Below are 21,459 nucleotides of genomic sequence, written 5' to 3' on the forward strand. Positions count from 1 at the left end.
TGGAGTTTCAGTCTTAGATTTCTTTGACTTTTTTAGAAATCTTGCGATTTTCTTTCTTGCTGGATTGTTTAAACAAAATCAAGATGCGTCCGATTTTTTGGACAGTATCCACACCAATTTCTTCTTCCAAGATTTCAGCTACTTCGTGGATGTTTTCATCTGTGTTTTGTAAGAGCGTAACTTTAATCAATTCACGGGCGTCAAGAGCTTGACGTACGCTGGTTTTGATTTGGTCGTTGAGACCATTTTTTCCGATTTGGATGATGGGTTTGAGGGTGTGTGCCTGACTGTTGAGGAAGGCACGTTGTTTCGATGTTAATGACATAATTTCTTTAAAAGAGTTTCTTTTAATACTTTTCTAAAGTGGTGACGGACGTCAGCAAAGTCCTTCGGACTTTCATGACTAAAATTTGAGCCTAAGGTCTCAAATTTTCCGCAGTTGGTACAATCACTTGTACCAACTAACACCACGGCGAAAAGTATCTTCTATGGGCTCGCAATGCTCGCCTTAATAAAGACAACCCTTTCCTTTCTGTGTTTAAATAATTGCTTTTCGTGTGACGACTGCGACGCCTTCTGGTGCCCAGACGGCGACTTTGGCGGTGCCTGTTACGCGGATCCATCCTAGGCCTGAGATGACCAGGTCAGTCTTGTCCTTGATGGCAAATACATGCTCAACCAGTTTTGGAAAGTCTTCTTTTTCCTTACTATTTGGTGGCGTCAAAAGGGTTCCGAGGTGCTTGTCGTAGAAAGCACTAGCCCCTTCAAGTTTGGTACGGTGGAGTTTGAGTTCATTGTCAAAGAAAGCAGTGAATCCTTGTTTTTCTCCTGCAATAAAGTCAAAGCGTCCGAGACCACCTAGAAACAAGGTTTGTTCAGGGTTAAGCTGATAGGTTTTGGGCTTGATTTCCTTTTTAGGGCTGACATACTTGAGGTTTTTGGCCGTCAAGTAGTGGGCCATCTGGTGGCGGTGGATAATTCCCGGCGTATCGTAGATATAAGATCCATCGTCAAGCGGAATCTCAATCTTGTCCAAGGTTGTTCCTGGGAAACGCGAAGTCGTGATGACATTTTGGTCACCTGTGATTTCTTGGATAATGGCGTTGATGAGAGTTGACTTTCCAACGTTAGTCACCCCAACTACGTAGACATCACGGCCCTTACGGTAGTGTTCAATCTTGTCAATGACTTCCTTAATTGCATGTTTGTTTTGTGCCGAAGTCAGGACGACATCCACTGGACGAAGTCCTTCTTCATGAGCACGCTCCATGAGCCACTGGCTAATCTTGCCCGGTTTAACTGACTTGGGCAGAATATCTTTTTTATTTCCGACCAAGAGAACATCATTACCCGATACAAAGCGTGGCAAGCCTGGGATGACAGAGCCATTAAAGTCAAAGATATCAATGACATTGACCACCAAGGCATCACTATCTCCAACCTCGTGCAAGAGTTTGAGGAAATCATCGTCCGTCAACTGAACATCTGTGATTTCATTGTAATGACGGAGACGGAAACAGCGTTGGCAATAGACTTCGCCTGTCTCCAAACCTTTTTCGAGTGCCGACTGGGGAGTAAATCCAAGACCAGCCTTGTCTGTCGTCTGAATGGTTGCTCCACAACCAATACAGAGAATTTCTTCCATAGTTAAATTCCTTTTTTATATGTAATCGGTCCGTACTTTTCAGTGATTTGCTTCATGACACGACGCTCGCGAGCTCGGTTGATTTGCGTTTTGATGGAGTCGTGTTGGACCAAGGGTTTGACCAAAATTGAGCGAATGCCTGCACGATGGGCTGCTCGTATATCTGTCATAAGTTGGTCGCCGACCATGACCACTTCATTTTTCTCATAGTGAAATTCCTTCATGGCACGGTCAATCCCAAATGTGAAAGGCTTCAAGGCCCAATAAACATAATCAATCCCAAATTTCTCAACTGCACGTTGAACTCGTTTTTTGGTGTTATTTGAGACCACGATAATGCGAATGCCCGCGTCCCGAAGGTCATGTAGCCATTGCTTCATCTCTGGCGTCCCATCAGGGTTGTTCCAAGCAATGAGGGTATTGTCCAGATCGACCAAAACAGCCTTGATCCCCTGCGCTTGCAGGCTTGGGACTGTCAGATCATAAACTGCTTCCACAGCAAAGTCTGGCATGTAATTTTCAATCGCCATTCTGGCTCCTTTTCTTTTTAATTTCTAGCAATATTCTTTAAACATTGGGCTAAGACTACCCATAAAATGAGACTAGCTAGCAAAATATAAATCCAAGCATTTGGTTCATCTGCAAACGGTAAGGGAACATTCATTCCAAAGAAACCTGTAATAACTGCAAGGATAGCTAGCAAGACTGAGATAATGGTCAAAGTTGTCAAATTATCATTTAGATTATTATTTAGGATGTTGTTGTAAGAGGCTGAGAGTTGTTGCAAAACTTGAGAAATCAAGTCTGTCATCGAAACCAACTGATGCGCTTCAATCATGGCATCGTCAAACTGCTCTCTTTCTACCTCATTAAAATTGCGATAAAGAGCATGCCCTTGGATGTGTTCCAAGAGGAGACGATTTTGTTTGGCAGCTGCTGTCAGGTAAACCATACCAGTTTCCAAGTCAGAGAGGGCAAAAAGATTCTTTTTAGTTGTTTTTTGACGAAGAAGTGCACTGATTTCATCCTTACTTTTATCCATCTCTTCAATAACTGGATAATAAGCATTGCTAATAATCTCTAAACTGGCAAAAAGAAATTTGTAGATTGAAACAACTTCATGGCTTTCAAGGTAGGTTGCCATACGTTTAATCACATAACTATTCTTATGATTGCTAATTGTGATTAGCCGTTGTTTTTCAACGATAAAGGTCATCGGAATTGCTTCATAATATTCTTTATCTTTTTCTAAGTCAAGAACATTATAAATGAAGGTTACCGTTCCCGTTTCACGGTGATAGTCCATGTGGGCACGCTCATTTCTATCCAGAGCATACTCGATAGTTTCCTTGTCCAATCCATAGACATCCGAAAGGTCTTCCATGTTTTTAATCTTGTCCACATCAAGGTCTATCCATGTACAATCGTGACCTAATTTTTCCTCTACAAATAGCATACTCTCTCCTTTACCAAACTCCTTCTATTGTACCACAAATCTGCTAAAATAGCCGGTCTATTCAGTACGAGATAGATTGCTGACGACGGTGATATTACGATTGGGAACAAAGTGAAGGGCCTGATCGTCACCTCGCAGTTGAGTTGTACGGATTCCTACGCTAACGACCTTTCCAGAAACGGTAATCGGTCCATTTGTCAGAACCACTTCATCACCCACATCAAGCTGGCGTTCAAAAAGGATGAAGAAGCCATTAATGACATCGGATAGAAAGCCTTGCGCCCCCATACCAATGGCCACCCCAGCAATCCCCGCACCAGCAAGGAGGCTAGAAACTGGCAGACCTAAAATAGACAGGATACAGTAAAGCAGAAAGAAATAAAGAATGTAATTAAAGACATTCTCCAGCAAACGGGAGATGGTCTTTTGCCTTCCTGCATCTCGATTTGAAAATTTAAGCGAGGGCTTGACAATCTTTCGTACAGTGGCGTGAAGCATCTTTTTAGCTATATAAAATAGCAAAAACAAAATCAAAAGAGAAATCACCTTGGTCAAGAGATTCTCTAATATGGTTGTTAAATCAAGTTTATCAAAATAGCGTTGAAAAAAATCTTGCATATAAAACTCCTTTTTCCTATTATACCATAAAATCGTCCTTCTCTTTTCTTTCATAATTATTCAATTATTGTTCCTATTTTCAAAATATCACTTGCCTCTATAGCATATTTATACTATAATTATAAACAATACATTTGAAGGAGACTGCTATGAAACGAATCATTAGAGCCTGGATCAAGGCAAGCCTCATCAAACGAATCCTTATTGGAATGATTTTGGGAGCTACATTAGGGATGCTCTTTCCAAACCTTACAGGAATTGGTCTGCTTGGAGACCTCTTTGTAGGCGGACTGAAAGCCATCGCTCCTATTTTAGTTTTTGCCCTTGTTGCCAATGCCCTTTCCCAACACCAAAAGGGGCAAAATACCAATATGAAGACTGTTATTTTCTTATACTTGCTCGGAACCTTTGCTGCAGCGTTGGTAGCCGTTCTAGCTAGTTTCTTACTGCCTGTGCAAATCACCCTGACCAGTGCAAATACAGAAGTTGCTGCTCCTGACGGTATCGGTCAAGTCCTCAGCAACCTCTTGCTCAAACTGGTGGACAATCCCTTGAATGCTATTGTTGAAGCCAACTATATCGGGATTCTCTCTTGGGCAGTCATCTTTGGCTTGGCTATGAGAGAGGCAAGTAAACACAGTAAAGAATTACTGAGAACCATGGCAGATGTCACCTCTAAAATCGTAGAATGGATTATCAACCTAGCTCCCTTTGGGATTTTAGGCTTGGTGTTTAAGACCATCTCTGACAAGGGCATTGCCAGTCTGGCTAACTACGGTGTCCTCCTAGGACTTTTGATTGCTACCATGGCCTTTGTTGCTCTCATCGTCAACCCACTCATCGCCTTTCTCTTTATGAGGAAAAATCCCTATCCCCTTGTTTTGAAATGCCTACGTGTCAGTGGTATTACAGCCTTTTTCACTCGTAGCTCTGCTGCAAATATCCCTGTCAATATGAAACTCTGCCAAGATTTGGGACTGAATCCTGACACCTACTCTGTCTCCATCCCGCTTGGTTCAACCATCAACATGGCTGGCGCTGCTGTTACCATAAATGTCCTAACCCTGGCTGCCGTCAATACACTCGGAATCTCGGTAGACTTTGGGACAGCATTTGTACTCAGTGTCGTGGCTGCCATTTCTGCCTGCGGGGCCTCTGGAATCGCTGGGGGATCCCTTCTCCTCATTCCTGTCGCTTGTAGCCTCTTTGGGATTTCCAACGACTTGGCTATGCAGGTTGTCGGAGTCGGTTTTGTGATTGGGGTTGTTCAAGACTCCTGCGAAACAGCCCTGAACTCTTCAACAGATGTCCTCTTTACAGCGGTTGCCGAGTATGCTACAAACCGAAAACTTCGCCCCTAGTCTCTGACTCCTCGTTAAACACTTGATTCTATTAGTTTAGGAAATTTTCATGTCTCTCACTCAACGCACGACCAAACTGGTCTTAGCGACCTGTCTCGCTTGTTTTCTCGCTTATTTTTTAGATTTATCATCAGCAGTTTCAGCTGGAATTATCGCTCTCTTAAGCCTCTCCGACACACGCAGAAGCACGCTGAAATTAGCACGTAACCGCCTCTTTTCCATGCTCCTAGCACTCGCTATCGGTGTTCTAGCCTTTCAGCTGACGGGCTTTCACATCTGGAGTCTAGGCCTATACCTAGCTCTCTATGTGCCTCTTGCTTACAAAATGGGCTGGGAAATCGGCATCACCCCTAGCAGTGTCTTGGTCAGTCATCTCTTGGTACAGGAGTCTACTTCCCCAGAGCTCTTGCTTAATGAAGTGCTCCTCTTTCTCATCGGGACAAGCTTTGCACTATTGGTCAACCTTTATATGCCCTCTCGTGAGAAAGCCATCCAAAGCTACCACCTTCAGGTCGAAGAAAAGTTAAAAGACATCCTGCTTCGCTTTAAATACTATCTGTCAAGAGGAGACGGACGCAATCAAGCCCAACTCGTTGACCAATTAGACAAGCTCCTCGATGAAGCTCTCAAACTGGTTTATTTGGATCACTCGGACCATCTCTTTCACCAGACGGACTACCACATCCACTACTTTGAGATGAGACAGCGACAAAGTCGCATCCTGCGAAATATGGCCCAGCAGATCAATACCTGTCACCTGGCCGCAAGTGAGAGTTTGATTTTGGCCCAGCTCTTTTCTAAGATTGCTGCCCAGCTAAGTCAGACCAATCCTGCTCATGACCTACTTGATGACATCGAACGCTATCTGCAAGTCTTCCGCAATCGGAGTCTCCCGAAAACACGTGAGGAGTTTGAAACTCGTGCCACCCTCCTGCAGCTACTACGCGAAGCCGAAACCTTTATCCAGGTTAAGGTCGATTTTTACCAGAAATATGGAAACTAGAACGCAAAGAACCTCAGAGGACTTCCTCTGAGGTTCTTGTGTTTTGTATTTGGAGGAAAATTGTTTGACCATTCCCCTTAGAATCATCAAAACAGGGATATCTTCTGTAGAACCTAAATCTCTATCAAGACTAGCCATACCTAAAAATTCACAGACTGTTTCAACAGTTAGATTGACTTTCATAACAATCCAACAAGCTAGAAGACTTTATATTGTCCACCCGCATATCCGCAAGGAATGTAGCCTGCTTGGTATAAAGCATACAAATCATCATAAAATGTTGACTCAGCTTGGGGAACCTCTTTTTTGATGGTCAAGTAGATAGCCAAGCCGATGATATCAAATAGAATCTGATCTTTCATGGATGCTAGCAGTTTACCTTCCCCGAACAGGTTATCTAATCGTGCTTCAATTTCAGGAATTATTTCCTCTTTTGCACTATTTGCAAGTGAATTCCAGTGTTTATAAATGTCACTCTGGTTTTTAAAAAGATAGACACTAAAATCACCATCTTTCTCTAACACAAAATTCTCCCACTTCAAACTATTGATACTCTTTTCTGCTTCCTGCAGTTTCTTTATCTGTTTGACGGGAACAGTCGTTTCTCTGTTTTCCTTTAAAAAGGGGAGCGAAATCAAACTTTTAATAACGTTATCATATATTTTCATAAATAACCTCTATTTTATATAGGAAAACCAATTACCTCACATTCTCTCTTCCTGCAACTGTCCACTTTCAACTAGCTTTTTATAGTATCGTTTGCTATACCATTCTCGGTCTGATATCTTTAAATAAACCTTATACTCTTCTGGGTATTTGTGGATATAGTAGGCTTGAAAGATATGGACATTGATCATAAAGGCGATAAAATGAGCTCCAATGACAAACCAAACTGGCAAAAACAAGCCTAAAATGTAGAAATACCACTGAAGAGGGACTTGATATAGCAGATGATAGACCAGCGACACTGGAAAGAGAACTGCCGCGATTCCAGCGAGAATTCTGACTAGCTGCTTAAGGATTGACTTTTCCTCTTGATCATTTAGTCTGCGATTGAGATTCTGGATGCTATTGAGGATAATCCAGAGAAAGAGGGCTATGCCTATCCCAAGCTCAAGCCAGAAACCCAGGCATGTATAGGCATCATAGGCCACTGCACTGGCAAAGTACAGTCCTGATATGAAAGCGCAAATGGACATGGTGAAATAGAAAGGAAAGTAGGTCCAAAGCTGGCTAGTCAAACGTTTTTTGGGCCAAAAAACAAGCACCATTCCTAGATAGGATATCGCATATACCGTCAGATTAAAGGGCTTAAGAAAGCTACTCATGTTATGAATCAGCAATCCTGCTTCCAGGGAAATGACCTTAACATCACTATCTACACCTATAAACTCTGGTATCCCGATTAATACGCCATAGATCAGAATCCCTGAAAAGCAAAATCCAAGAATAATCACTGTAAAGAGGCGGTTGATGATACCCATATGAATGGGGTTGGGCATACCTGCGGTCAGAGCAAAATCCCCCTGGGTCACAATGCGCTTACTTCTTTCAAAGTCGGCACCGAAAATACGGATGTCTTTCATTTTTTATCTCCAAATTTCATCTGGCAGAATGCCGTATATCCTTGAGAATCTTCCATTTGAGGAGGTCATCACATAGCAACTATCGCAACAGCCACTCCTTGCTTCGTTAAAGATACAGCACTCACTTTCTGGGATTTGACTGTTCCCTAACACCTAGTTACACGTTTCGTTCTCCGGTTCTTTCTTGAACAAGATTTTCCCTTGGCTGTAGAGCTTCATAATCTTTACAAAACGAACGGGATTGTTTTGGTTGTACAACAAAAAGAGCACGAAAAACATTATACCTGCTCCCCAAAAATCATAGCCGCGTTCGATCGGTTGCCCAAATTTTTGAGTACAGTCGTAAAAAACATACAAAAGATAGATAACAAAGGCAAGTATGATGTAACGAGTGATTCGATAGATCGTAGCAGATGCCTCAGCTGGATCAAAGTGTTCGTCCCTTACCATCAAATTATGTGACACTGCATAGTAAAAGACCTTCTCCGTTGTTGGCTGAGCCTTGCGCACATTTTTATAAAGTCCTCGCTCAAGAATAGCGGTAAACAATAGAAACTCAGCCAGCCACAATAGTAACACATAGCTCAAACTGGTCCAATTATAGACACCAATATCCAAGGCTGAAAGGAGGCCATAGAGACCAGGTCCACCTGCCATCAGAAATATAACCATTTCAGGAATGTAAGCATTAGTCTTATAAGCACCTTCCGTATTGAGTAAAACACTCTTTGGAGCAGCCAAGGCCTCCCCAGTCTTTTGGTCATAGTAAACCGCCTGACCATCGCATTCCCCGATAAAAACCCGACGACGTCTCAGAAAAAACATGCTCTACCTCTTTCTATCTCATTCTTTCAAAAACGGATCCTAGTCCTTCTGTACTTCCTTGATGACAAATTCTTCATCTGTCCCCATACTCACTTCTAGATAGACATCTGGATTGTCATCCGCTCGGCAGATGAGGCTCAGTTTTCTGGCATAAAAACGATCCAAGATATCAAATATTCTGGGTAAATTGTTTTGGTTATAAAGAACAAATGTCAATCCTAATAAAAGTCCTGTTAGGGTAATCTTGACAATCTCTCCTCCGATGGGAGTGCCCAACCTCTCTTGGTAATTCCAAATAAAATTATAGGCATAGAAAAATCCAACCAAGGGAACCAGAGAAAGCAATGCTCTTATCCAGCGAGTAGCGTTGCGACTATCTTTTTCACTCATCTCTGCCTCAGCTTCCTTTGTTTCCTCTGACTTTTCCATAAGCGCCAGACAAATAGTTTGAGTAGTCACCTGAGCCCTGTTGACATTTCGATACAAGGCGCGTTCAACAAGGATGGTGATGAAAGCAAACTGCCCTAGCCAAATGAGAAGAACACTCCAGAAGGTAGACATGGTATAGGTTCCTTGTATAAACAAGCGGAAGAAGGAAATCAACCCACTACCACTTGATAAGAAGAGAACTACCAACAGGGGGATATGGCGATTCATCCGGCTAGACTTTTCTGTATCCAAGAGCTTGCTCTTTGGTGCTTCCAAAAGTTCGTGGGTTTTGCGATCATAATAAATCGCCTTGTCATAGTATTGGTTAAAAAATATCCGACGTCTTCCTAAAAACATCTCTTTCTCTTTCTAGTTTCTTTCAGGAAAAGGCGCACATTTCTGACCTTTCCCTTTTGACTTGTATGAAATCAGTCTCTTATCCCATAGATAAACTGTCCTACTAGTATACCATAAACCCTATGGACTAGCGTTTGGAAAACAATAAAAGACCACCATGAAGGTGGTTAGAGCAAAAAATTTTTTGACTAATAAATTGTAAGGCAAAAATCCAAATCCTTAGAGCATTCAACGTAGCTACCAGCTCTTATCGGAGAGCTAGGCTTTCGAATTTCGCACCTTATTCCCCATCAGATATGTAGTAGATTCCATCAATTACGAAATTCGCACGTCAACCAAGAGCAAGGTCGGACTTCACCACTGATGTTGACGAGTTTAAAAGAAGAAAGGTCTCTACTCCTGTTCCTGAACGAAGATAAAAAATTTATCACACTACAGAAGGCCTCATAAAATCATAAACATCTATCTGATGTTCTTCAAACAATTCCTCTAACTTCTGAGCTCCCACTTCGGCTCCATGCTTTTCTATAAATTGAAGCTCAGCTTCTGTAATAGGGATCGCTTGTAACCACGTAACATACTCTTCATCAAAATCAAAAGGTTCTAAATCCCACAAGAAAGGCTGAGTGAAAAATATATGATTTACTTTCGCATTAGGATAGTAATTTCTAATAATATTTGGATAAACTACACCTGGAGAGATGCTGTACTCTCCCCTCACAATATTAAAACCACAGTCTGCTATAATATTCGGAAAATACTCCAGCTCCGCATCAGCTGCTCCAATGATTTCAACTCTTAAAGGCTTATCATTTATTCGACGATAAATTGTATATTCAGATAAGCCGATTGTTGCTGCAGTTGTTAAATAATCGTCCGGACGATTCTCTCCAATAAATAAATCTAATTTGTTATCGTGATTTCTAAATGTATAGGCTTGAGGAACTCCCCCTACAGCTCTGGCTATTTCCTGTGCAATTTTGATTTTATCGTATTTCATTTGATTCTCCTCTTAAAGTTTGCTCCAGCATGAGCTATGTTATCTTTCAGTTTCACTACACTCTTCTGGAAATTCTCGATGAAGGCGTTAGAGCTTGATGGCACCTTTACCAAATTATCACCAAATTTACTGGCTCTACAATCCTAGTATACCATAAACCCTATGGACTAGCGTTTGATAAACAATAAAAGACCACCTCAAGGGTGGCCGTTTATCCAAGAAACTAGTTCCCATTATGTTCCTTCTGAAAGGATTCCATGGCCCTGAACTGTTCAAGTTCTTTTTCGTTAGCTGGTTGCTTGCCGAGGTATTTGTATTCAAAGAATTCTATTCTATCCGTTGGTCCAAAGCTACTTTCCAACCATGGTGCATAGTCAAAGTCTAAAGAGGTTTTATTCTGTTCATTCACTTTGATTGTAAAGGCGGACCACTCAGCGAGACCGTGCTCGATGAATATCTTCTTCATCTCACCACCTAAATCAAACAATTCAAAAAATTCCTTATCAAATTCGTCTTCAGAAATGTTAAATAAAGATGGGATATCCATGTAATAATGATATTCCCCCTTATATTTAAAGAAAAATACCACGCCACCACTAAGCGTCTTATCGACTTCAAAATTAATATAAAGGTCATCCCACTCAACTGGAATCATATCATTTACTTTATATACAATCTCGGTCATCTTCTCATTAATCTGTTTCTCCATATGTTCCTCCGGTTTGGTTTATACATTTCAGGACAAGCACGGAACCTAGACATCCTAATCTTCCTTGAGTTTTTCTTTACAGTAATCAACGATATATTCATTAATCCATTTACTCTTATTATTAAAACCTCCGAATTTACGCTTTGCGATCAAATCTTCTGCCATTTGGAGTGCCTCTGCATACTGCTCCCTGTGGATCATTAATAGCATTCCTATTAAATCATAACCCACAAGACTAGGTCCATTCTCAACTGTATAGGCATAAAAATCTTCAAAACTGTCGAACCCACTGATCAGTTTTACAACTTCTTCATGCACTTCTGAGAGCACCTCAAAAACCTTGGATTCGACTTTTTCTAAGTCAAGGCCCTCCATCGTCCAGTCTTCTTTAACCATCCTATATGGTAATGATAAACTATCGACTGTAAAGGCTCCAACTGCCCGAAGACTCATTGGCTCCTGCGAATTGCTCGCCATATCAAAAACTTCCCAAAAGATATCATCCAAAATATATGGTTTGATATAAGGGTCAATTGTCAAACGAAACTCATTATCTGGAAAATCAATATCAATCATATACGAGACCAGATAGTCTCCTACTTTGTTGAAATAGGCCCAATCTCGAGACTTTAATTGTACTTTTTTTGCTGCATTGCGCTGAACTTTTTTCAATTCTTTTTTTAGTTGTTTATCTATTTTTGAAAATTTAACCATTGAATTTCCTCACTAATCTGGTCTTATTCCTCTTACCCAAGCAAACTATTTGCGATTATGTTCCTGCTGGAAATCTTCCATAGCCTTGAACTGTTCTAGTTCTTTTTCGTTTCTTGGTTCAAATCCTAGAAATTGATATCTGAAAAAGTTCATACGAGCAGTTGGTCCAAAATTACTTTTCAACCATGGAGCATAGTCATAGTCGACTGAAAGCTTGTTGTTTTCATCTAAATGGATGATACAAATATACCAATCCGCTAAATCATTCTCAATAAATACTTTTTTTAGTTCTTCAGATTTCTCAAATAAAACTGTATTCTCGTTTAGAACTTCCATCATCGATAGACTAAAATCTTCTGGCATTTCCAGATGGTAATGATATTGATTTTTGTATTTAAAATAGAAATAGGCCTCCCCACTATAGGTCTTATCCATCTCGATTACAATATACAAATCATCCCACTCAACTGGAATCATATCATTGGCTTGATGCACGATTTCGATAATTTTTTCATTAATCTGGTGTTCCATATTTCCCTCCGGTTTAGATGTATTTTCCCGTCTCTAGTATCCTCTATCTGTGAATGGTGCCTCGTTCTTACTGATAGGTCACCATCATAAAAACGAGGAGCAAGACAAACAAGGCTAGGCTAATCAAGAGGGTTACCATTTTTACCAAGCGCTTGTTCTGCCAGTAGCCTGGTTTTCCGATATTGCTGGTCGCATCCATGGAAAAGAGTTGGCTTTGACGAGGTTGGATGAGAACCAGGACAATCAAGGCGACGGCTAGGATTATTCCTATAATCATCAAAACTTCCATCATTTTCACCTCAAGATTCCTAATAATGTAAAGATCAGGGTAAGAAGGATGAGCAAGCCGAGTAAAATGGAGAAGGTTTTACTGATCTTTTCTCCTCGGCTAGGCTTTTCTTTCTTAAGCGCTCCTTGCTTTAACTCTTCCATTCGTCCTTCGACATCCTTGTAAAATAAATCTTTTTTAGTCATGTCCTTCCCCTATTATCCTTTCCATCCTCTCTTGGTAAGTAGCCAAGTCCACATAGTTGGCATGACGACCTTGATGTCCAAGGGCTCGGCCCATCTTGTCAAGACTGCTGAGAGCTTCTTGAATCTTCGCAATCATGTCTCCAACAGCCTGCACATCAAAGAGGTGTTCTGGAGCTGTGTAAGGCCTGTTATGAGCTGTTTGGTCAAAGGCTAGGATGAGCATGTTGTGCTCGAAGGCTTGACGGACAGCATCCAAAAGCTCGTTTCCGTAATTGATGTCTAGATAGAGATCCGACAGCTGGTAGAGTTCTCGAATCTTTTGCGGACTAGCGTTTTGATAGAGAACGACATTGGGATAGGAAAGCAAGGTCAGCAACTTGGACGACATTTCAGTCACTGCCGCGATTCGGAAGGTCACCATTGGCAAGGACTCAATCAGAGTTTCGATATGCTGGATCTGATCTGAGTTGGTAACGATCAAGGCATCTGGTCGAACGAAATTTTCTCTCTTAAATTGATAATGATAACCTAGATGGAAAAACTTGTCATGATAGGCTGGGTTGGTCAAGGCCAAGGCCTTTTCATAGGTAGCCTTATCTGGTATGAGGATCTGCTTGGCTCTCAGCTCCTCTTGCTCCAAGAGCAGCTGCATATTCCCAGGAAGACAATCATCTAGCGGTTCTTGCCAGACTAAAGTGTCCCGTCCACTCTTGTCTGGATAATGGTATGAGACCAAGAAAGAGGTTGCGAGAGTGTTAAAGAGAAGGTGGCGAGTGTCGATTCCTAAGTCTTGCAAAAAGAAAATCGTGAATTCTACTCGATTTTTAAAATGGCGCAGGGCTTGTCCGGGCAAGGTTAGGAGGATATCGCCTGTCACATGGTTTTCTAGTACAATTTCCTGTCCCTTTGCATCCTGGTACTTGGTCAGGATAGCCTGTCCATCTGCACTATAGGTGGTCTTGGCAAAGCAGGCTCCGTATCGGTTATAGTGGTCTGCTTGGTAGATGCGACCAGATAGGTCCTTCCAGTCGACTTGCTTGACCAGACGGGCCTGAGGAGCCTCCACATAGTGAATCACGCCCCTCTCCCGAGAATCCTCTAGGATATGCGCAAACTGGTTATTACCCGCAATCTCCCAAAATTCAGGTACAGCTACTTGGTTGAAATAAAGAGCTTTTCCCGACTCGTAACCTAGATAGTAGGTAAAGGGAGAAAGAATCCCATCTGGGAGAAAGCCATCTGGCTCGATCACAACCGTGACATGGGACAGGCCAGCAGCTTCTAGACTTTCATGTAAATCTCGACTTTCCTGGCCATATCGATCAAATAGTTGAATCATGCAGGACCTCCTCTATCGTTTTCTTCCACTTGTCCCTTACTTTGTCTGTTAAAAATTCTCTCGCTAGGTCATAAGATGCTGTTCGCATAGCTGGCAAATGATTTTCCTGATAGAGCTGGCAGATCTTTTCCGCAAAGGCCCTTTTAATCGCCGTTTCTACATGGTCATCCGAACTTGGGATCAAGTAACCATTTTGACCGTCCTGGATAAAGGTCTGGTTGCCATAGGGTACATCAAAACCAATCAGGGGCAAGCCTGAACCAACTGCCTCCATCAAGGTCAGACCAAAGCCTTCACTGGTTGAGGCTGTCAGATAGACCTCATACTGGGGATAAATCTGAGCTAGATCTGCATGCCCCTTGAGCTGGATATAGTTCTCCGCTTGGTGAGCCGTGATGATTTCCCTTAAAAGGGATTCCTCACCCCCACTGCCATAAATGTCAAAGGTAAGCTCAGGGAGGACTTGATGCGCTTGGATAACCGCCTTGACGAGCCAATCGATGTGTTTTTCCTTGGCCAGACGCGAAGCAGTAATGAGAGAAAAGGGCTTGCGTTCCCTAGCAGGCTCCGTCAGCTGATCAATGCTCCCAACTGGAATCGTGACGATTCGTGGACAATGCTGACTGTACTGGGCAAATTGACCTTCGAGAACTTCCTTCTGCCGATCCGTAGACACGATAAAGCAATCGACCTTGTCCGCATTTGTAAATTGATACTCATAGTAGTTGTTCCAGAGGAGATAGTCTTCGTTACTAGCATTTTCACTATAGTGCTCTGCATGAACGACAACTGCTAGATGGGCCTTTTGTGCTTCTTCAAAAACAGCCTGACCAATCCCTGTTTCCCTGTCCAAGATGACCAAATCAGACTTGCTCAAGTTCAAACTTTGCATAAAATAGCGCATAAAGGCTGGTTTTCCGTACAGAATCCGGTCCTTAAATCGATAGACCTCTTCCTGTCCTTCAGTCATCAAGATATCGTAAGCAGTGCTGCCATCTTCATTGAAAAAGGTTCGTTGATAGAGCCTAGCCACCTGGTCTTTGGGCGCGAAATATTCTGTACAGTAGCGTGTGTAGGAGAAATAATCCTTGCGAATCATGTTCCCCCCAAATACATACTCTGCATGCTGCACCAGATTCTTAGCCGAGTCTACTAAGTAGCAGGTCACAAACTTGTCCTCGTCAGAAAAGTAGACGCGCAAGACTTTGCCATCCTGCTCCCTATGACTCTCAAGGCCACCAAAAGAGGCCAAGACCTCGTCAACTGTAACACTGGTCGGTGCTAACTTGATATCTGTAAAATGATTGTAAAGCCAGATTACCTGACCATCCGCAAAGCCGATATTGGCCGTTAAGTGCTGGATATTGTCTGCTAAAATCAAGTCGGTAAAGATAAACTTAGATGCTAGGTCTAAACTTCTAAAAATCCCTGCTCGGTAGGCCTGGGCATACTCGACACCACTGCTCGCCCAACCGATTCCTAGATTTATATTGTAAATTGTCATATAATCCTCTTTTTATGGAAAATGGGTGAGAATCTCACCTTTGGGCGTTACTTCCACAATCCCCATGAGAAGATTGCGTACCATATCTGTACGGATTTGTTGCTTCATGATTTCAAAGCCTGCATAGGCCTCCTGATAGTACTCCACGATAGGGTTCTTTTGAGAAGCAGACTGGCTCCCGATTGCTAGACTGAGCTGTTGCAGGTAGTCGACTTGCTCAACCCAGTTGTCATCAATCGCCTTGAGCATGGATATTCTCAGAAAAGAATCATAGAGCTGGTGAGGTTGGAGGACTTCCTTTTTAGCTGCGATTCCCTTGGTTATTATTTCCTCTAGTAACTCCCGAATCTGATCTGCATCAGCTAAATCCAAATCAGCTGGTAATTCTCTCATCCCAAAGCTAATATTGGTCACGATGAAGTGAAAGAGTTCTTGGGGGCTGCTATAGGCTTTTTCTGAGATTTGTTTGGTATAGTCTGCCAGTATGTCCTCAAGGATATGCTCTAAATCACGGCTCCCATCCAGCAAACGATCTCTTTCTTGGTAGACCATCTGACGCTGGATATTGACGCTTTCCGCATACTCTAAGGTTTGTCTGCGCGCTGAGCGACTGGCACTATCACTAGCCTCTTGAGCTTTTCTGACGAGATTGCGGTACTTGCGAGCCTTGAGTAGAATAGGGTTGGTACTATCTTCCACTTGGTAGTCTTGATACAGGTCGTGAACCCAAGACGGCCCGAACTTTTTGATTACATCATCTTCAAGCGATACGAAAAATTGAGACATGCCTGGATCGCCCTGGCGGCCAGAACGACCTCTGATTTGCAGGTCAATTCGTCGGCTCTCCATCCGCTCGGTACCGATCACAATCAAACCGCCCAATTCTGCAACACCTGGACCGAGTTTGATATCTGTCCCGCGACCGGCCATAGAAGTCGCAACGGTCACTGCCCCCATCTGTCCAGACTCTGCGACGATCTGGGCTTCACGCGCCGCATGATTGGCATTGAGGACATTGTGGGAAATCCCCTCTCGCAAGAGCAAGGACGAGTAAAGCTGGGACATTTCAACAGATCCGACAAAGATCAGTAGCGGATTGCCTTTGGCGTGATAGGTCTTGATTGCTTCCAGAGAGGCATACACTTTCTCAGGGAGGGTCACATAGAGATTGTCCGGATGGTCCATTCTCCTAAGTGGGCGATTGGTCGGAATGCGAATGACAGACATATTATAGGTTTCGAAAAATTCTTTCTCTGCCACCTTTCCCGTTCCTGTCATACCTGAGATTTTTCGAAACATCTTAAAGAGACTCTGGTAGGTGATTGAAGCCATGGCTCTAGTTTCAGGAGAAAGCTTCACATGTTCCTTGGCTTCGATGGCTTGATGGAGACCGCCTTGAAGCTTGGTCATTTCCATCAAACGCCCTGTTCCCTTGTCTAACAAGACCATTTCTTGACCTCGAACCAGATAGTCCTTGTCCTTGGTAAAGAGCGTATGGGCCCTGAGAGCATAGACCAGATGTCGAACATAACTGGCGTACTCTTCCTTGTAGAGATGATCAATTCCTAAGAAAGCTTCAACCGTATGGGCCCCCTTTCGGGTCAACCAAACCTGCTCTTTTTCTTCCTTGTAGATGTAGTCTTCTCCTTCAACCAAGGTCGTCACTAGGGTATCAATCATCCCATAATAGTTAGACTGGACACGGGGAGAGCCTGCGATAATCAAGGGAGTTTGGGCACTATCGAGTAGAATGTCATCGATTTCATCAATGATGACATAGTTAAAGGGAGGCAGGAACTTTCCTTCACTAGTGGAGGCAAGATTGTCATTGAGATAGTCAAATCCTAGTACACTATTGGTCGTGTAGACAATGTCCGAGGTGTAGATCGTTCTTTTCTCTTCGGCAGTCAAGTCCTCTTTTGGATCCTCTGAAAAGGGCAGACCGACAGTTAGACCTAAAAATTGGTAGACTGGGCCCATTTCGCTTGCATCCCGTCTAGCCAGATAGTCATTGGTCGTGACCAGCATGCTGCCTTTTCCCGTTAGGGCATTGAGGTAGAGGGGCATGGTTGCAGTCAAGGTCTTGCCCTCACCCGTATTCATCTCAGCCACATTTCCTTGGTGGATCACGATGGCTCCCATGACTTGCACATCATAGGGAAAGAGACCCAAGACCCGTTTATCGGCCTCACGAACAAGGGCATAGGCTTCTACCAATAGCTCATCTAAGGTTTCTCCCTGGGCAAGGCGCTGGCGAAACTCCTCTGTCTTTGCAGCCATTTCCTCATCACTGAGAGCTGCCATCTCTTCTTTGAGGGCGTTGATTTGGCTTACAAGCTTCTTGACCTTTCTCAGTTGTCTTTCCTGATACAAATGATTAAACACCAGCATCCTCCTCAATAGAAAACGAAACAAAGTCAAGAGCCTCAAAACCTGCACTAATCAAGGAAAGGCGGTAGGTGTAGGCCGCTTCAGGATAGGTGAAGATAAAAGAAAATTGTCTTTCAATCTTCTCCTCGATGATTTCCTCATAACGGTTTAAAAAGGTCAGTTTGAGATAGAGGCCATTGGTCGGTTGAACCTGCATCTTCATAGAGAGACGGTAGGTGTGATTTTTCTTAAGAAGAGGGAGGCTGGGCTGGTTTCTAGTAGCCTGGTAGTTGACACTGGAAAACCAGGTTTTAAGGGTTTCACCTGAAGCCAGCAAAGGATTTTTCAGGGTAACATGACCATCTGCATGATAGGTGATCTGGCTACCGTAAAGATAAGTGGCTCCCATCTCGCCCCACCTAATATCCTCTCTCTTGATGATAATCATGTCTCACCTCTTCCGTATTCTTCTAGTATCATCTTATAAAAATGAATAAACCAAGCAACGTTTGTTCCTGTGTCATCATTGTGTCGACCTGCTGTCCCTTTCGACAAGATCTTGGCTCCTGTCTGACAGAGTGTCTCCACTAGTTGGTCATAGGCTCCACTATCCATATCCTCGTCCTTCATGTAAGAAAGACCAAAGGTCGTCTGGGAAAAATCAGCTTGTTTAAATCGGGTCCAAAAACGTTGATCCAAGTCCTTCATGTCCTTCTGGCTCACTCCTCCTGTCTGAAGGTGCAAAACATCAAAGCTAGTTGGAAAGACTCCTGGCGCCTCTAGCCGTCCCCGCTGTGCGATGGTTCCTAGATTTGTCAAGGGTTTTCCGACTACGATTCCCTTGGGCTCAAAGTGAGAGCCATAATAGAGGGCGGGGAAGGTTCCCATTGACAGGCCAGATAGGATCAAGTCACTTCTATCCAAGCCTAGGTAGTCTAGATAGTGTTGGATGGTTGCTTGAATTTTATCTTCTAATTCCTCAGTTCCTAGGTAAAAGGCTCCTCCTTCTAATCGAGGGTCCGAAAAGAGGAGAAAGGGGCATCTGAGATTCTTCATCATCCAGTAACCCTCAAAACCTTCCGCCGGACGGTAACCTGAGAAATAGACTGCTAGAGGAGGCTTGAAATCCCCCGGGTGAAAGAAATAGTTGATTTCCTCACGTTTTTTGTCATGCAGGATATTGCCTCCGAGAACAAACTTTCCAAACTGTTTCCGGCTCCAGCGTTGGTGGAGATTGCCGATGTTGACCTTTCCCTGGCCACGCGCTTCAAGAGAAATGCTCAGATAAGCATCATAGTCTTGTTCCACGATGATTGCTGAGGCAAAGTCTGCTTCCTCAAGGAGAATGTCCTGTCTAATCTCTGAAACGGATCCTGCTGGGATTTTTCGCAAACGCAAGCGCAATTCCACTGGTCCACTCTTTTCATATTCGAGCCAGAGTTCGATTGGCGCATGGGCTTGGACGGTCTGATTATAGGCCCAAGAGGCTAGCTGGGTATAGGTCTTGCCAAAGTCTCCTTCTAATTTCAGATGCTCAAATCCTTGATAGGAGACAGAGCCTTGAAAACTCGGGTGAATCCGTATCGTAGCTGGACTCAGCTTGTCTCCATAACCACCTTCAAAGAGGGAGGTGGAAAGGTCTCGAACAAAGCCCTGTCGGTCTGACAGGTCCATCGCTTGCATGCAGTGCTGTCTGATGAGATTTTGAAGACCTTCATCCTGGCTTGCAAACTGTTCTGGATAGAAAACCGTATAGGGTTCCAAGCTAGATGCAAAAGGCAACAAATCTACTAGATAAGCCCCATCCGTAAGAATGACAGCATGAAAGTGCTCCAAATTTTTCTCATCCATAATTTTCTGGATGGCAGACGGTGTGTTAGGAGGAACATGATACCAGTCTAGTTGGGCTGGTAGGGCAAGTGTCTCTCGCCAATCCTCTGGACCGATTTGCAAGATCTTATATTTCTTTTCCATGAGTCACCTCCTCCAACCACTTTTCTAGCTTGATTAGGAATTGCTCGCCAGTGTGTTCCTTTATCTTTTCAATGGAATGGATCAGAGCATCATTCCACACCTGCAGGCTATCGAGATAGTAATGGGCAGCTTGCGCAAAATCAGCAGTGTTTTCCAACAGATAGCCATTCTTCTGATGGCTGACATACTCAGTTTTGACCCTATTGATTTGAGGGATACCAGCACTAATCCCCGCTATCTGGGTATAAAGAAGAGGTTGACTGTTCAAATCGACAATCAAACGAACAAATTCCAGCTGCTTGATTAACTCCGATTCATCCTTCATATTGACAAACGAATAGCGCTTGCTCTGATGGCGATTGTCCTCAAGCGGATTTTCAGCGCCTTGGTAATCAACTTCCTTTTCCAGTTCCTGGTCCTGAAACTGCTCTGCAACCATCTCAGAAACACGTGTTTCCAGCTGTTTCATTTCTTCTTGACTAGCAGCAAAGGCTCCAAAGACCAACTCCGTATCCTTGTTTTCAGAAAGGAAATGCAAGACCTGATAGAGCGCTTGGTCCTCTATCCCCTGCTCAAAGTCCAGTTGATAGTAGAGGATTGACTCCTTCCGAGTCTGACTCTTTCCTAGCTCCAAGCGGGTATCAAAAGGTGATAAATGACGAAACTTCGTTGCTTGTTCTGAAAAGGCAGACTGAGCCAAGCGCAAGGTGTCCTCTCTGTCGACTAGAACAAGGTCCACCTTAGACAACAAATTCGCCAACTGAGGTAATTGCTCTTGAGGATTTCGTCCGATAAAAAGACTGAGAACCTTAGTGGTTTGGTGAGGCAATCGTTCTAAAAGGAAGTCATTGTGCTGATCACAAGCAGGCAGAAAATAGGTCGCTCCTTCCTCAGGGAGTTGAGCTATTTTCTTCTCAAAAAACTCCGCAATCAATTCTCCCATATCTCGGTAAGCCTCTTTTTGGAATCGAAAAGCAAAGATAGGATTGACTTCGATACGCCCCCCATCTTGCAAGTGCTCTCTAAACTGCCACAGTCCCTTGGGATTGAGATAGTCTTGGTAGAGAGCCTGACCCTCTTCGTAGTAAATCACACTGGAAACCAGCCCCCGATCATCCATCAGGTAATTAGCAGACAAGAGCCCATCTTCCTTGAAATACTGAATCGTACTGATAAAACCTTCAATCCCATGCTCCACCTGAGCATAGGGCTTTCCATTTCTCAAAACTAAAATGGTAAAGGGACTGTAAACAAACTCGCAGTCCTCTTCCCACTCAATATCTCTGAGCTGCAAGACCTGCGGTCGAATCTCATGAAAATCCTGCAATTCATCAAATAAGGAATAAACTTGTGCTTCTAAAATACCTTGGCGATGGAGAAAATAGCGAAGATGAGGCTGATAGGACAAAAGGAGGACCTGTGCAGGGACCCCTTGGCGCTGCATCAAGCGAATCTGATTGAAGGTGTCATCAAATTCTAGCTTAAAATGAGAAAAATACCAAGGTGTCAAATCAGCATGCCAGGGACGCTCCTTGCCATACCAAGCCGGGATAAAGTAATACAT

At 43.3% G+C, this 21,459-nt stretch carries 23 protein-coding genes; 2 read left to right on the forward strand and 21 right to left on the reverse strand.

The genetic code is table 11. The annotated features are described in order from the left end of the window. Positions 1 to 13 precede the first annotated feature (13 nt). The 5 genes from yhbY to MK395_RS06440 all read right to left on the reverse strand — a co-directional run bounded on the left by yhbY (position 14) and on the right by MK395_RS06440 (position 3,719). Complete coding sequence (yhbY, locus tag MK395_RS06420) at positions 14 to 325, reverse strand: ribosome assembly RNA-binding protein YhbY (RefSeq protein ID WP_000060169.1); 312 nt, start codon at positions 323 to 325, stop codon at positions 14 to 16. 213 nt (positions 326 to 538) lie between these two features. Further along, the gene (gene yqeH / locus MK395_RS06425; protein WP_070837934.1) at positions 539 to 1,645 is read right to left on the reverse strand and encodes a ribosome biogenesis GTPase YqeH; all 1,107 of its coding nucleotides are present in this window, start codon (positions 1,643 to 1,645) and stop codon (positions 539 to 541) included. Positions 1,646 to 1,647: 2 nt separating this feature from the next. Beyond that, positions 1,648 to 2,175, reverse strand: a complete 528-nt coding sequence (locus MK395_RS06430; RefSeq protein WP_006153778.1) for a YqeG family HAD IIIA-type phosphatase — start codon at positions 2,173 to 2,175, stop codon at positions 1,648 to 1,650. 17 nt (positions 2,176 to 2,192) lie between these two features. Continuing rightward, positions 2,193 to 3,101 carry a magnesium transporter CorA family protein gene (locus MK395_RS06435; protein ID WP_268711517.1) on the reverse strand — a complete coding sequence of 303 codons (909 nt, stop codon included), beginning with the start codon at positions 3,099 to 3,101 and terminating at the stop codon, positions 2,193 to 2,195. 57 nt (positions 3,102 to 3,158) lie between these two features. Then, positions 3,159 to 3,719 (reverse strand): mechanosensitive ion channel family protein, encoded by a 561-nt coding sequence (locus tag MK395_RS06440; RefSeq protein WP_001150569.1) that lies wholly within the window; start codon positions 3,717 to 3,719, stop codon positions 3,159 to 3,161. A 149-nt stretch (positions 3,720 to 3,868) separates the two neighbouring features. Here MK395_RS06440 and sstT point away from each other — a divergent pair, with 149 nt between their 5' ends. Both sstT and MK395_RS06450 read left to right on the forward strand, forming a co-directional pair. Then, a complete protein-coding gene (gene sstT / locus MK395_RS06445) occupies positions 3,869 to 5,080 on the forward strand; it encodes a serine/threonine transporter SstT (RefSeq protein ID WP_216728871.1) in 1,212 nt (403 codons plus the stop codon). Positions 5,081 to 5,129: 49 nt separating this feature from the next. Beyond that, positions 5,130 to 6,083 carry an aromatic acid exporter family protein gene (locus tag MK395_RS06450; RefSeq protein WP_000060061.1) on the forward strand — a complete coding sequence of 318 codons (954 nt, stop codon included), beginning with the start codon at positions 5,130 to 5,132 and terminating at the stop codon, positions 6,081 to 6,083. Positions 6,084 to 6,280: 197 nt separating this feature from the next. Here MK395_RS06450 and MK395_RS06455 read toward each other — a convergent pair whose 3' ends face one another. The 16 genes from MK395_RS06455 to asp1 form a co-directional block, all read right to left on the reverse strand. Further along, a complete protein-coding gene (locus MK395_RS06455; protein WP_268711518.1) occupies positions 6,281 to 6,751 on the reverse strand; it encodes a hypothetical protein in 471 nt (156 codons plus the stop codon). Positions 6,752 to 6,787: 36 nt separating this feature from the next. Further along, positions 6,788 to 7,669: a beta-carotene 15,15'-monooxygenase gene (locus tag MK395_RS06460; RefSeq protein WP_268711519.1), complete on the reverse strand. Its 882-nt coding sequence runs from the start codon at positions 7,667 to 7,669 to the stop codon at positions 6,788 to 6,790. Positions 7,670 to 7,822: 153 nt separating this feature from the next. Beyond that, a complete protein-coding gene (locus MK395_RS06465; RefSeq protein ID WP_042767947.1) occupies positions 7,823 to 8,494 on the reverse strand; it encodes a hypothetical protein in 672 nt (223 codons plus the stop codon). 39 nt (positions 8,495 to 8,533) lie between these two features. Next, complete coding sequence (locus tag MK395_RS06470; protein ID WP_268711520.1) at positions 8,534 to 9,280, reverse strand: hypothetical protein; 747 nt, start codon at positions 9,278 to 9,280, stop codon at positions 8,534 to 8,536. Between the two features lie 427 nt (positions 9,281 to 9,707). Beyond that, positions 9,708 to 10,280 (reverse strand): suppressor of fused domain protein, encoded by a 573-nt coding sequence (locus MK395_RS06475; RefSeq protein WP_268711521.1) that lies wholly within the window; start codon positions 10,278 to 10,280, stop codon positions 9,708 to 9,710. A gap of 223 nt (positions 10,281 to 10,503) precedes the next feature. Next, positions 10,504 to 10,989, reverse strand: coding sequence for a TIGR01741 family protein (locus tag MK395_RS06480; RefSeq protein WP_268711522.1), 486 nt, complete (start codon positions 10,987 to 10,989; stop codon positions 10,504 to 10,506). A gap of 54 nt (positions 10,990 to 11,043) precedes the next feature. After that, positions 11,044 to 11,703, reverse strand: coding sequence for a hypothetical protein (locus MK395_RS06485; protein ID WP_084943872.1), 660 nt, complete (start codon positions 11,701 to 11,703; stop codon positions 11,044 to 11,046). A 45-nt stretch (positions 11,704 to 11,748) separates the two neighbouring features. Further along, positions 11,749 to 12,234 carry an immunity protein YezG family protein gene (locus MK395_RS06490; RefSeq protein WP_084943873.1) on the reverse strand — a complete coding sequence of 162 codons (486 nt, stop codon included), beginning with the start codon at positions 12,232 to 12,234 and terminating at the stop codon, positions 11,749 to 11,751. A 67-nt stretch (positions 12,235 to 12,301) separates the two neighbouring features. Beyond that, a complete protein-coding gene (gene asp5 / locus MK395_RS06495; protein ID WP_255777982.1) occupies positions 12,302 to 12,526 on the reverse strand; it encodes an accessory Sec system protein Asp5 in 225 nt (74 codons plus the stop codon). 2 nt (positions 12,527 to 12,528) lie between these two features. After that, positions 12,529 to 12,708: an accessory Sec system protein Asp4 gene (asp4, locus tag MK395_RS06500; RefSeq protein WP_000161923.1), complete on the reverse strand. Its 180-nt coding sequence runs from the start codon at positions 12,706 to 12,708 to the stop codon at positions 12,529 to 12,531. Beyond that, on the reverse strand, positions 12,701 to 14,047 hold the full coding sequence (gene gtfB / locus MK395_RS06505; protein ID WP_268711523.1) for an accessory Sec system glycosylation chaperone GtfB: 1,347 nt from the start codon (positions 14,045 to 14,047) through the stop codon (positions 12,701 to 12,703). Before gtfB ends, asp4 begins: the two co-directional genes overlap by 8 nt. Continuing rightward, positions 14,031 to 15,551 carry an accessory Sec system glycosyltransferase GtfA gene (gene gtfA / locus MK395_RS06510; protein ID WP_268711524.1) on the reverse strand — a complete coding sequence of 507 codons (1,521 nt, stop codon included), beginning with the start codon at positions 15,549 to 15,551 and terminating at the stop codon, positions 14,031 to 14,033. Before gtfA ends, gtfB begins: the two co-directional genes overlap by 17 nt. A 12-nt stretch (positions 15,552 to 15,563) precedes the next feature. After that, on the reverse strand, positions 15,564 to 17,942 hold the full coding sequence (secA2, locus tag MK395_RS06515) for an accessory Sec system translocase SecA2 (RefSeq protein ID WP_412079846.1): 2,379 nt from the start codon (positions 17,940 to 17,942) through the stop codon (positions 15,564 to 15,566). Beyond that, complete coding sequence (gene asp3, locus MK395_RS06520; protein ID WP_268711526.1) at positions 17,929 to 18,369, reverse strand: accessory Sec system protein Asp3; 441 nt, start codon at positions 18,367 to 18,369, stop codon at positions 17,929 to 17,931. Before asp3 ends, secA2 begins: the two co-directional genes overlap by 14 nt. After that, positions 18,366 to 19,895, reverse strand: a complete 1,530-nt coding sequence (asp2, locus tag MK395_RS06525) for an accessory Sec system protein Asp2 (RefSeq protein WP_268711527.1) — start codon at positions 19,893 to 19,895, stop codon at positions 18,366 to 18,368. The genes asp3 and asp2 overlap by 4 nt, the downstream gene beginning before the upstream one ends. After that, positions 19,879 to 21,459 carry an accessory Sec system protein Asp1 gene (gene asp1 / locus MK395_RS06530; protein ID WP_268711528.1) on the reverse strand — a complete coding sequence of 527 codons (1,581 nt, stop codon included), beginning with the start codon at positions 21,457 to 21,459 and terminating at the stop codon, positions 19,879 to 19,881. Before asp1 ends, asp2 begins: the two co-directional genes overlap by 17 nt.

This window comes from Streptococcus oralis (assembly GCF_026782085.1).
In the GTDB taxonomy this organism is placed as follows: domain Bacteria; phylum Bacillota; class Bacilli; order Lactobacillales; family Streptococcaceae; genus Streptococcus; species Streptococcus oralis_DA.